Genomic DNA, 12,521 nt, shown 5'->3' on the forward strand with positions numbered 1-12,521 from the left:
CCGTCATGAAAATCGTCGTCATCGGCCATGGCATGGTCGGCCACAAGTTCCTCGAATGTCTCGCCGAGAGCGGCAATGAAGCGCTGCACGTGACGGTCCTGTGCGAAGAACCGCGCGCCGCGTATGACCGCGTGCATCTGACTGAATTCTTCACGGGCAAGAGCGCGGACGATCTCTCGCTCGTCGAAGAAGGCTTTTTCGAGCGTTCGGGTTATGCACTGAAGCTGAACGCGCGCGCGGTGTCGATCGATCGTGCGGCGCGCACGGTGACGGCGTCGACCGGTGAAGTGCTCGCCTACGACAGGCTCGTGCTCGCGACGGGTTCGTACCCGTTCGTGCCGCCCGTCGAGGGCAAGGATCGCGACGGCTGCTTCGTGTATCGCACGATCGAGGATCTCGAAGCGATGCAGGCATTCGGCGCGCGCTCGAAGACGGGCACGGTGGTCGGCGGCGGCCTGCTCGGTCTCGAAGCGGCGAAGGCGCTGCGCGACATGGGACTCGAAACGCATGTGGTCGAATTCGCGCCGCGCCTGATGGCCGTGCAGGTCGATGACGGCGGCGGGCGCGTGCTGCGCGCGAAGATCGAGGAGCTCGGCGTCACGGTTCATACCGGCAAGAACACGCTCGCGATCGTCGCCGGCGAGGGCGCCGTCAACCGCATGAATTTCGCCGGCGACACGCATCTCGACACCGACATGATCGTGTTCTCCGCGGGCATTCGTCCGCGCGACGACATCGCGCGCGCGGCGGGTCTCACGGTCGGCGCGCGTGGCGGCATCGTGATCGACGACGCCTGCCGCACGAGCGATGACGCGATCTACGCCATCGGCGAATGCGCATTGTGGAGCGGCCAGTTGTTCGGCCTCGTCGCGCCGGGTTACGACATGGCGCGCATCGTCGCGAAGCAGATCATCGGCGAGGAAGCGGCGTTCGCGGGCGCGGACATGAGCACGAAGCTCAAGCTGATGGGTGTCGATGTGGCGAGCATCGGCGATGCGCACGGCAAGACGCCCGGCAGCCGCACGTATCAGTACAGCGACGAGCGCAAGCAGGTCTACAAGAAGATCGTCGTGTCCGATTGCGGCAAGTTCCTGCTGGGCGGCGTGATGGTCGGCGATGCGGCCGAATACGGCACGCTGCTGCAGATGATGTTGAACAGGATCGAACTGCCCGAAGCGCCCGAGTTCCTGATCCTTCCGTCGAGCGATGGCAAGGCGAAGCCCGCACTCGGCGTCGAAGCATTGCCCGACGGCGCGCAGATCTGCTCGTGCAACAACGTGAGCAAGGCCGAAATCTGCGCGGCGGTCTGCGCGGGCGCGACGAGCATCGGCGCGATCAAGTCGTCGTGCAAGGCGGGCGCATCGTGCGGCGGCTGCGTGCCGCTCGTCACGCAGGTGATGAAGTCGGAGATGAAGCGGCAAGGTCTCGCAGTGAACAATCACCTGTGCGAGCACTTTCCTTATTCCCGTCAGGAGCTGTATCACATCGCGCGCGTGGAAGGGCACCGCACGTTCGGCGCGCTGCTCGCGAAGCACGGCAACGGACGCGGCTGCGATATCTGCAAGCCCGCGGTCGCCAGCATTCTGGCGTCGTGCTGGAACGAATTCGTGCTGAAAAAAGAGCACGCGAGCCTCCAGGATTCGAACGATTACTACCTCGCGAACATTCAGCGCGACGGCACGTATAGCGTCGTGCCGCGCATGCCGGGCGGCGAAGTGACGCCCGATGGCCTGATCGCGGTCGGCCAGGTCGCGAAGAAGTTCGGCCTCTATACGAAGATCACGGGCGGCCAGCGTGTCGACATGTTCGGCGCGCGCGTCGAGCAATTGCCGTTCATCTGGGAAGAGCTCATCGACGCCGGCTTCGAGTCGGGTCATGCATACGGCAAGGCGCTGCGCACTGTGAAGTCGTGTGTCGGCTCGACATGGTGCCGTTATGGCGTCGGCGATTCGGTCGGTCTCGCGATCGAGCTGGAGAACCGCTACAAGGGCCTGCGCGCGCCCCACAAGATCAAGTTCGGCGTGTCGGGCTGCACGCGCGAATGCGCCGAAGCGCAAGGCAAGGACGTCGGTGTGATCGCGACGGAGAAGGGCTGGAACCTCTACGTCTGCGGCAACGGCGGCATGAAGCCGCGTCACGCCGAACTCATCGCGTCCGACCTCGATCACGATACGCTCGTGCGCTACATCGACCGCTTCCTGATGTTCTACGTGCGCACGGCGGATCGCCTGCAGCGCACGAGCGTCTGGCGCGACAACCTCGAAGGCGGCCTCGACTATCTGATCGACGTGATCATCAACGACAGGCTCGACATCGCCGCCGAGCTCGAAGCGGAGATGCAGCTCGTCGTCGATACCTACGAGGACGAATGGAAGAAGGCCGTTACCGATCCGCATACGCGCAAACGCTTCCGCCACTTCGTCAACAGCGAACAAGGCGATGCGAACGTGACATTCGTCGAGGAGCGCGGCCAGATTCGGCCCGCGACGCCCGAAGAGCGCAAGTCGAAGCTGAACGATATTCCCGTCGTCGTCGAAACCGTCTGATTCATCGCAAATAGAAGGAGCACATCATGAACGACCGCATCGAACAGGACTGGACCGCCGTGTGCGAGCTCGACGACATCGTGCCCGATACGGGCGTTTGCGCGCTCGTGAAGGGCACGCAAGTCGCGGTGTTTCATCTCGCGGGCGAAGACGCGGAGTTGTACGCGATCGACAACTACGATCCGCATTCGCAGGCGGCGGTGCTGTCGCGCGGGATCGTCGGGAGTCTGGGCGAGCGGCTCGTCGTCGCTTCGCCGATCTACAAGCAGCACTTCGATCTGCGCACCGGCGAATGCCTCGAAGCGCCGGAGCTTTCGGTGAGCGCGTATCGCGTGAAGGTCGCGGGCGGCAAGGTGTGGGTCGCGGCATGAAGACCGAATATGCGGTTGCGGGCATGGCGTCGCTGAGCGACGTCGCATCGCGCCAGCGGCTCGTGGTCATCGGCAACGGCATGGCCGGCATGCGCACGGTCGAAGAGTTACTGAAGATCGCGCCCGGGCTGTACGACATCACCGTGTTCGGCGCGGAGCCGTACGGCAACTACAACCGCATTCTGCTGTCGCCGGTGCTCGCGGGCGAAAAGAGCGTCGACGACATCATTCTCAACACGCGCGAATGGTACGACGCGAACGGCATCACGCTTCATGCGGGCGATGCTGTCATCGAAATCGATCGCGCGCGGCGCATCGTGCGCTCGGCGAAGGGCGTCGAGGCGCGTTACGACCGCCTGTTGATCGCTACCGGCTCGAAGCCTTTCATCATTCCGGTGCCGGGCTGCGATCTTCCCGGCGTGATCGCCTTTCGCGATATCCAGGACGTCGAGACGATGCTCGACGCGGCGCGCGATCATCGGCACGCGGTGATCATCGGCGGCGGCCTGCTGGGGCTCGAAGCGGCCAATGGCCTGCAGCGGCAAGGCATGTCGGTGACGGTCGTGCATGCGAGCGACAGCCTGATGGATCGTCAGCTCGACGCGACCGCATCCGCGTTGCTCAGGCGCTCGCTCGAAGCGAAGGGGCTCAACTTCGCGATGGCCGCGCAGACGACAGACATCGTCGGCGAAGACCGCGTGCGCGCCGTGCGTTTCGCGGACGGCACGCAGATCGATGCGGATCTCGTCGTGATGACGGCGGGCGTGCGGCCGAACATCGCGCTCGCGCAAGAGGCGGGGCTGCATTGCGAGCGCGCGATCGTGGTCGACGACACGCTGCAGACCTTCGATCCGCGCGTCTATGCCGTGGGTGAATGCGTTCAGCATCGCTCGGCGACGTTCGGGCTCGTCGCGCCGATCTGGGATCAGGCGCGCGTGGCGGGCGCGCATCTCGCGGGCGCGGGGCATCGGCGTTATGTGCAACGCGCGACCGCGACCAAGCTCAAGGTGACCGGCGTCGATCTGTATTCCGCGGGCGATTTCGTCGGCGGCGAGGGCAGCGAGGATCTCGTGCTGCGCGATCCGCGCCGCGGCGTCTACAAACGTCTCGTGCTGCAGGCAGGACGCTTGATCGGCGCGGTGCTGTACGGCGACGTGAAGGACGGCGGCTGGTACTTCGATCTGATTCAGAACCGCACGGACATCGCGCATCTGCGCGGCAAGCTCCTTTTCGGCAAGACGCTTTGTGAAGCCTGAAAGTAAAGCCTGAAACAAGGCCAGGGAAATTGAACGTGAGCATGCCCATCATTCCGATTCAAACCGCGTCCGTCAAAACGACGTGCCCGTATTGCGGCGTCGGCTGCGGCGTGGAAGCGTCGCCGAAGAGCGCCACCGAGGTGACGATCGCCGGCGATGAAGCGCATCCGTCGAACTTCGGCCGTCTGTGCGTGAAGGGCTCGGCGCTCGGCGATACGGTGGGGCTCGAAGGGCGTCTGCTCGACCCGAAGCTGCGCGACCGGCAAACGGGCGCGCTCAGCGACGTGTCATGGGACGACGCGCTCGGCGCTGTCGCGAGCGGCTTCGCGCGGATCATCGCGGAGCACGGTCCTGATGCGGTCGCGTTCTATGTGTCGGGCCAGTTGCTCACCGAGGACTACTACGTTGCGAACAAGCTGATGAAGGGCTACATCGGCAGCGCGAACATCGATACGAATTCGCGGCTGTGCATGTCGTCGTCGGTGGCGGGGCATAAGCGCGCGTTCGGCGAGGACCTCGTGCCGATGAACTACGAGGATCTCGAACTCGCGGATCTCGTCGTGCTGGTCGGCTCGAATACCGCGTGGTGTCATCCGATTCTCTTTCAGCGCATCGTGAAGATGAAGGAGAAGCGTCCGGAGATGAAGATCGTCGTGATCGATCCGCGCCATACCGCGACCTGCGAAATGGCCGACTTGCATCTGCCGCTCAAGCCCGGCACGGACGTGCGCCTCTTCAACGGCCTGCTCGCTTTTCTCGCGGAGCACGACGCGATCGACGCGGCTTTCGTCGATGCGCATACCACCGGCTTCGACGACGCGCTCGCCGCGGCGGGGCCATCGGATCTCGCCCGGACGGCGAAGGACTGCAAGCTCGATCAACACGATCTGATGACGTTCTACCGCCTGTTCGCGCGCACCGAGCGCGTCGTGACCGTCTACTCGCAAGGCGTGAATCAGTCGAGCGCGGGCACGGACAAGGTGAACGGCATCATCAACTGTCATTTGCTGACGGGGCGCATCGGCAGGCCGGGCATGGGGCCGTTCTCGTTCACCGGTCAGCCCAACGCAATGGGCGGGCGCGAAGTCGGCGGCCTTGCGAACACGCTCGCCGCGCATCTCGAGTTCGGCGACCCGTTGCACGGCGAGATCGTGCGGACGTTCTGGAATGCGCCCGCGATCGCGCAGCGTGCCGGATTGAAGGCCGTCGAACTATTCGATGCGATCGACGCCGGTCGCGTGAAAGCGGTGTGGGTGATGGGCACGAACCCGGTCGTGAGCCTGCCCGACGGCGACCGCGTGAAGCGCGCACTAGAGCGATGCGAACTCGTGGTCGCGTCGGACATCATCGAGAACACGGATACGAACGCGTTCGCCGATGTGCTGCTGCCCGCGCTCGGCTGGGGTGAGAAGGACGGCACCGTGACCAACTCGGAGCGGCGCATCTCGCGTCAGCGCGCGTTCATTCCGGCGCCGGGCAAGGCGCGCGCGGACTGGCGCATCATCTGCGATGTGGCGCGGCGCATGGGCTTCGAAGGCTTCGATTTCACGGGACCGCACGAAATCTTCGACGAGCACGCGCGCCTGAGCGCATATCGCAACGACGCATCGACGGGCGTGCATCGCGGGTTCGATATCGGTGGCCTGACGGGTCTCGGTCGCGCGCAATACGACGCATTGCAGCCGACGCAGTGGCCCTTGCCTGCATCGGCGCAAGCGGGAACGGCGAGGCTTTTCGAAACACGCCGCTTCAGTCACGCCGATGGCCGCGCGCGCTTCGTCGCGACCGTTGCGCGCGCGCCGGTCAACGCCCCCGATGATGACTATCCGCTCGTGCTCAACACCGGCCGCGTGCGCGATCAATGGCACACGATGACGCGCACGGGCCGCTCCGCAAAGCTCGCGGGACACATCAGCGAATCGTTCATCGACATGCATCCGCAAGACGCGCTCGCATGCGGCGTGCGCGAAGGCGAACTCGCGCGCGTGTCGAGCCGCTGGGGTTCGATGATCGCGCGCGTGCAGCACGGCGGCGGCATGCCACGCGGCAGCGTCTTCGTGCCGATTCACTGGAACGATCAGGTCGCCTCCGATGCGCGTGTCGGCGCGGTGGTGAATCCCGTCGTCGATCCGGTGTCGGGCGAACCGGAGTTCAAGCACACGCCGGTTGCGGTCGAGAAATTCCACGTGACATGGCATGGCTTTTCGCTCTCGCGCGCCGCGCCCGATCTCGACATGGTCACGCACTGGACGCGCGTGCATGGCGCGCGCTTCGTGCGCTACGAGATGGCGGGGCGCAATCGTTTCGATGCCTCGCATGGCGATCATCACGACTGGGCGCGGGCGCTCTTTCACATCGACGACCCGCACGCGGACTGGATCGAATACGAGGACAAGAGCGCGGGCGTATATCGCGCGGCGCATGTGGTGGACGAGCGCATCGAGAGTTGCGTGTTCATCTCCGAGCGGCCCGATCTGCCCGCGCGCGCCTGGCTCGCGACACTCTTCGAAAAAGACCGGCTCGACGACGAGGACCGCGCGAGCCTCCTGCTCGGCGCGCCGATCGGCAAGGGCGAGGACACGGGACCGACCGTGTGCTCGTGCTTCGGCGTCGGACGCAATACGATTTGCGCCGCGATTCGCGACAAGGGACTGAAAACCGCCGCGGAGGTTACGTCGTGTCTGAAGGCGGGCGGGAACTGCGGATCGTGCGTGCCGGAGTTGAAGAAGCTCATCGTCGAAACGGAGATGGCGCGCCTCTCCACGGTTTGAATTCTGCGTGATGTATCGCACGGACGCGGGCGCCTGTCGCCCGCGTTTTTTATTTCAAGCCGTCTTCCCATGCCGGCCTCAACCGCGAAAACCCGCGAAAACAGGGCGTTTCCGGGTATTGGTATGCTCGAATGAGCGGTCGCCAACCAAATCTCTTACGAATTCTTACGACGTGAAACGTAGTGTTGGCTTCCCAACGCTTGAGGCGATTCATCTTCCGTACAGTCACGTCAAAACACAGGCACAAACCAACAAACGCCTGACAACAACATTAAAAAAGTAATGCGGGGATTGCGATGAAGAAGAACGCAAGACGAATCGATCGAGCGGAAGGCCAGTGCGTCATTATCCGCTCGATGCAAGTCACCATCGACCTTTTGCACGAACGAAGACTTCGTCTGAGCGAAGCTCGCGACGTTCGCTGCTCGCCCCGCTTCTGATCCGCTGGCCGCGCTCGCCGCGCATCCTGTCTCGAACGCCCGCTGAGTTTCACGCTGCTTCATCAACGTGAAATTCAGGCAAGGCTTTGATATAGGAATGCTAAGTAAAAAATTTACTCGTTGTGCCCGCTACATATCGGCGTCGATGTAGCCGGATTTGACCGTGCGCCTTCACTTGGAGACTTCACCATGCAACGCAAACTGATCGCAGCAGCAGCCGTCCTCTCGCTCGTTTCCGCCGCTGCCTTCGCAACGGGCACGAACTCCAGCTCGAGCTCGACTTCGGGCGGCACGACCGCAGCGGCCGTGTTCGGCTACGGTTCGTTCACCGCGACCAACGCCGGCATCGCCAACGGTCACGCTTCGTCGACGGCTGGTCAGGGCTTCGGCACGACGGGCAACACGACCAACGCGACGACCGGCCACATCAACACGTCGTCGGTCGGCGGCAAGGGCTTCGGCGGTTCGACGGCAACGGGCGTTTCGGGCGCCGACGCTGCTGCGAATGCCTGGAGCAAGCTGGGCGGCGGCTGGCGCTAAGCACACGGCGACGGACGGCGGACTTCGCCGCAACGGGGTTCGCTCTTCCGCAACCGATGTGACCGTGGTTCGAATAACAAAAAACGAAATCCAATCTTACTCATTCGATAAGGAATGCAAATCATGAAACGCACTCTGATCGCTGCCGTACTGCTCTCGTTCGTCTCCGTCGCCGCGATGGCCACGACCACGAACTCCAGCTCGTCCTCGACCTCGGGCGGCACGACCTCCGCTTCGGTCTCGGGCTTCGGCCGCTTCACGGCCACCAACTCCGGCACGGCCAACGGCAATGCGCAATCGATCGCCGGCAACATGTTCGGCGTGACGGGCAACGCCACCAATGCCACGACGAGCCACACCAACACGTCGAACGTGAGCGGCTTCGGTCACGGCAACGCGCAAGCGGGCGGCACCTCGGGCGCGGATGCCGCGGCCAATGCGTGGAGCAAGCTCGGCGGCGGCTGGCGCTAAGCTGGTCTGTGAGCCAAGGCAGGGGTGGCGTCACGACGAGCCGCGTGCGCGCGGGACACCGCCTTTGCCGAACCTATAAAAAAACTCCAAGTCGTCCGGGACCGTCATGCGCCGTGGCGTTCCCCTTTCCTCCGGAGCACCAAGATGAACAAGACCACTTTGCAATTGGCCTGCGCCGTTCTGTTTTGCGCCGCGCAACTCGCCCACGCTGACACCACCGCGAATTCGTCGTCGGGCTCGGTTTCGGGTTCGACGTCCACGGGCATCGGCCAGGGCGGCGGCTCGAGCCTGAACAACATCGGCACGTCGGCGAATTCGACGGCCAACACGCGTTCCAATTCCTCGTCGGTGGGCGGCCTCGGCGTCGCGACGGCGAGCGGCGGCCGATCGAGCGCGCAGGGCGGCTCGTCGAACGTGAACATCTCGCTGTCGATGCCGTCGCTCACGAACTCGGGCACGGACGCGAGCGGCACGGATGCGACCGGCAAGGCATCCACCGGTCCCGGCACGAGCGCGTTCGATACGCGCACGACGGTCGACTACAACCAGAGCTCGTACTCGGTGCGCACGACGCCGTCGATCGCCGCGCCCGCGCTGACGACGACGCTCTCCGACACCTGCATGGGCTCGGCAAGCTTCGGCCTGTCGATCACGGGCTTCGGCGCGACCGGCGGCACGACGCTCGTCGATCAGGCTTGTGTGCGCCGTCTCGATGCACGCGAATTCCGTGCGATGGGCCTGACCGATGTCGCGCTCGCGCTGCTCTGCCAGAGCGAGGCGAACCGCCGCGCCGTCGAAGCGACGGGCCATCTGTGCCCGGGCACGACCACGCCACTCGCGAAGTCGGGCGAAGACGCGGTGCTCTCGGATGACGAGAAGTATCGCGATCCGCTGGTCCGCGCGCGTCTCGGCTTGCCGGTGACCGCCGCGAACAACCCGGAAGTGAACATGAAGGCGCAGGACGACGCCAGGCAGGCTCGGCCGGCCCCCGCGAAGCAAGTCGCGCAGCCGACGCCGGTCGCGGCCCGCGTGTACGATCAGGCTGACGGCACGAACGGCGTCGAAGTGGCGAGCACGCCCATCGGCGAGAAGATCGAAGTCTCGCTGGTGAAGTGAGGAAGCACCCGACGCCGTGACAACATGGCGTCGCGGAGCAGCGAAAGATGCGCCCGAGCGATCGGGCCGCCTCTACCTTTGAAGGGTTGGCTTTGAGAAATTGGTCCCGGAGAGTCAACCCTCGTTTTCCCGCTGAGGCATGCGATGAAGAGTCACAAGAAAATGGCGGCCATCGCGCTCGCGGCGAGTGCAACGGTCTCGATGATGCCGATGCACGCGCACGCCGATGCGAGCGCCGGCGTGATCTGGGCCGCGAACCCGGTCGGCGTGCAGTCGATGCCCGATGCACAGGCGCTCGCGCTTTTGCCGTCGAGCGGCTATGTGCCCTTGCAGACGTCGGGCGGCAAGTGCCTGCTCGTCGCGCGGCGCGGCACGCAGATCGTCGCGGTGGAACTGTCGCCGCTCTCGATCGGCGCGAAAGTGATCGGCTGGAAGCCGCAGGCCATCGACATGAGCACGCTCACGTCGAAGTGGGGCTACGTGCCGCCGACATCGTCGATCGATACGGCGAGCTTCGGCAATCCCGTGACCGGCTCGATCTCGCAACAAACCAAGACCGATACGTCGAAGAGCGGATCGTATGCGCGTTCAGGCAACTGGGGCAACGGCAACGTCGAGGCGCACAGCCGCGCGGTCGCATCGGGCACGGGTGAAACCGAAGCCGCCGAGTCCGTGACGGTGAACGGCAAGACCTATCGCAAGTACAGTCATTTCAAGCCGGCCACGGCCGAAGCGCCGATGCCCGCATCGGACGAATACTTCTGTCAGTGATGCGCGCGCGTCAGGTCGCGGCTGACTTCGTTTCGACGACCGCGGGCACGGGCAGGGCGATGTCCTCCGCGGTGCGGGGCTCGTTCCCGAAACGCGCGACCGAGAACGAGAACGTGTTGATGCCGCGCTCGCTCGTTGCCGACACCGTGCCGCGATGCATCTCCGCCACCGCCTTCACGATGGCGAGCCCGAGGCCGTGATTCTCGCGGCTGTTCGTGCGCGAGCTTTCCGCGCGATAGAAGCGGTCGAACAGATGCTCCATCACCGGCGGCTGGATCGGCTCGCCCGGATTGGCCACCGCGATGCGGATGCGCCCATGCTCGCGCGTGATCGTCACGGAAATGGTCGCGCCCGGCGCGCAGTGCTGTATCGCATTCATCACGAGATTGGACAGCGCGCGCCCGAATAGCGACGTATTGACGAACGCGCGCGCATCGCCGCTCGCGACCGCGCGGACCTGCGCTTCCTCGAGCGGAATTTCCAGAAAATCCAGCGTGCGGCTGACTTCCGCCGCGAGCGACACCTCGACGAGCCCGGTCGCGCGTTCGCCCTGATCGGCGCGGGCGAGAAACAGCATGTCGTTGATGATGGCGCGCACGCGCTCGAATTCTTCGAGATTCGACTGCAAAGTATGACGCAGCTCGTCGATCGAGCGGTCGCGGGTCAACGCGACTTCCGTCTGCCCGATGAGAATCGTGACCGGCGTGCGCAGTTCGTGCGCGACATCGGCGTTGAACGATTCGAGCCGGCCATATGCGTGATCGAGCCGTTCCAACGCGCCGTTGAAGGACTTCGCGAGATCTTCGAGCTCCATCGGCAGCGCGCGCGTGTTCAGGCGTTGCGAGCGATTGTTCGGACTCAGCTTCGATGCGTCGCGGGTCAGACGCGTCAGCGGTGCGAGGCCGAGCCGCGCGACCGAGTAGCTCAGCAGCAACACCGCGACGGTCGACAGCGCCATGAACGCGGCGAGCGCGAGACCGAACGCGCGCATCGTGTGGACGTTCGGCGCGCAGTCGATTGCGACGAAGAGCTGCAATGGCGGCCGGTCCGCGTTGGGCGGAATCGTCAGCGTGGTCATCAGCATGTCGTAGGCGCGGTCTTGCGGACGGAAGCGCGCATAGCCGCCCATCACGCGCCTGATGACGTGGCCCGCGGGCGGCGAGCCGTATTCATAGCGCGGATCGTTGCTGGACACGGCGAAGAGCGTGGAGCCATCGCGCGGCGTGATGTCGGCGAGTTTCTCTTTCGCGATCTTCCATTTGTCCGGAGTCGATACGTGCGTGACGATGAGCCGTGCAATCTCCGCGCGATTGTCGAGCGAGTCGCGCAGGTGCTGCTCCAGTTGCACGCGCAGCACGAGAAAGAGCCCCGAGCCGACGAGCGAAAAGACGAACAGCGCGACGAGCGCGAACATCACGGCGAGGCGCCGCGATATGGAGCGCTGCGTGCGCGGTTCATGCGGATCTTGCTGCGGCGACGATGCCCACTGCGTGCTCATGATGGTCTCGCGTCTTCCCTTGTATCGCGCATGTCGCGGGCTTCGCGCACTTCGAGCACGTAGCCCATGCCGCGCACGGTATGAAGCAGTTTCGTGCGGAACGGTCCGTCGAGTTTCGCGCGCAGCCGCTTGATCGCCGTTTCGACGACGTTCGTGTGGCTCTCGAAATCGACTTCCCAGACGAGCTCCGTGATCGCGGTCTTCGAGAGAATGTCGCCGTGGCGGCGCGCGAGCACGGAGAGCAACTGGAACTCCTTCGCGGTGAGATCGAGCCGCACGCCATCGCGCGTCGCACGGCGGCCGATCAGGTCCACATACAGGTCGCCGACCGAAATCAGCGTCGATTCCTGCGCGCGCGTGCGACGCGCGAGCGCATGCAGGCGTTCGACCAGTTCGAGAAACGAGAACGGCTTCGTGAGATAGTCGTCCGCGCCTTCGCGCAGCCCGCGCACGCGATCGTTGATGTGATCGCGCGCGGTGAGCATGATGACCGGCGTCGATTTCTGCATGCGCAACGCCTTCAATACCGCGAAGCCGTCGCGTCGCGGCAGCATCACGTCGAGCACGATCACGTCGTAGTCGTATTCGATGGCGAGATGCGTGCCTTCCTCGCCGTCCATCGCGACATCGACGACCCAGCCCTGCTCGGTCAGACCCGAGCGGAGGTAATCCACCACTTTGTGTTCGTCTTCGACTATCAGGACTTTCATGCCTGGCACCTGTGCGCGTTCAGTGTGTGTT

The 12,521-nt window shown here is 64.5% G+C and carries 10 protein-coding genes; 8 read left to right on the top strand and 2 right to left on the bottom strand.

The genetic code is table 11. The annotated features are described in order from the left end of the window. The first annotated feature begins 5 nt into the window (after nt 1–5). The 8 genes from nirB to U4Y90_RS06250 all read left to right on the top strand — a co-directional run bounded on the left by nirB (nt 6) and on the right by U4Y90_RS06250 (nt 10,282). Nucleotides 6–2,546 carry a nitrite reductase large subunit NirB gene (gene nirB, locus U4Y90_RS06215; RefSeq protein WP_321793289.1) on the top strand — a complete coding sequence of 847 codons (2,541 nt, stop codon included), beginning with the start codon at nt 6–8 and terminating at the stop codon, nt 2,544–2,546. 26 nt (nt 2,547–2,572) lie between these two features. Beyond that, a complete protein-coding gene (gene nirD / locus U4Y90_RS06220; RefSeq protein ID WP_321793290.1) occupies nt 2,573–2,917 on the top strand; it encodes a nitrite reductase small subunit NirD in 345 nt (114 codons plus the stop codon). Next, on the top strand, nt 2,914–4,173 hold the full coding sequence (locus U4Y90_RS06225; protein WP_321793292.1) for an NAD(P)/FAD-dependent oxidoreductase: 1,260 nt from the start codon (nt 2,914–2,916) through the stop codon (nt 4,171–4,173). Before nirD ends, U4Y90_RS06225 begins: the two co-directional genes overlap by 4 nt. A gap of 41 nt (nt 4,174–4,214) precedes the next feature. Then, a complete protein-coding gene (locus tag U4Y90_RS06230; protein WP_321793455.1) occupies nt 4,215–6,944 on the top strand; it encodes a molybdopterin-dependent oxidoreductase in 2,730 nt (909 codons plus the stop codon). Between the two features lie 629 nt (nt 6,945–7,573). Further along, nucleotides 7,574–7,924, top strand: coding sequence for a hypothetical protein (locus U4Y90_RS06235; protein ID WP_321793294.1), 351 nt, complete (start codon nt 7,574–7,576; stop codon nt 7,922–7,924). Nucleotides 7,925–8,047: 123 nt separating this feature from the next. Beyond that, a complete protein-coding gene (locus U4Y90_RS06240; protein WP_321793296.1) occupies nt 8,048–8,395 on the top strand; it encodes a hypothetical protein in 348 nt (115 codons plus the stop codon). Nucleotides 8,396–8,539: 144 nt separating this feature from the next. Beyond that, the gene (locus U4Y90_RS06245; protein ID WP_321793298.1) at nt 8,540–9,511 is read left to right on the top strand and encodes a hypothetical protein; all 972 of its coding nucleotides are present in this window, start codon (nt 8,540–8,542) and stop codon (nt 9,509–9,511) included. Nucleotides 9,512–9,655: 144 nt separating this feature from the next. Next, complete coding sequence (locus U4Y90_RS06250) at nt 9,656–10,282, top strand: hypothetical protein (RefSeq protein WP_321793299.1); 627 nt, start codon at nt 9,656–9,658, stop codon at nt 10,280–10,282. A gap of 10 nt (nt 10,283–10,292) precedes the next feature. Here U4Y90_RS06250 and U4Y90_RS06255 read toward each other — a convergent pair whose 3' ends face one another. Both U4Y90_RS06255 and U4Y90_RS06260 read right to left on the bottom strand, forming a co-directional pair. Then, a complete protein-coding gene (locus tag U4Y90_RS06255) occupies nt 10,293–11,780 on the bottom strand; it encodes a heavy metal sensor histidine kinase (protein ID WP_321793301.1) in 1,488 nt (495 codons plus the stop codon). Then, complete coding sequence (locus U4Y90_RS06260; RefSeq protein ID WP_321793303.1) at nt 11,777–12,490, bottom strand: heavy metal response regulator transcription factor; 714 nt, start codon at nt 12,488–12,490, stop codon at nt 11,777–11,779. The genes U4Y90_RS06255 and U4Y90_RS06260 overlap by 4 nt, the downstream gene beginning before the upstream one ends. Nucleotides 12,491–12,521: the final 31 nt, after the last annotated feature.

It is taken from the genome of Caballeronia sp. J97 (assembly GCF_905220305.1).
Lineage (GTDB): Bacteria > Pseudomonadota > Gammaproteobacteria > Burkholderiales > Burkholderiaceae > Caballeronia.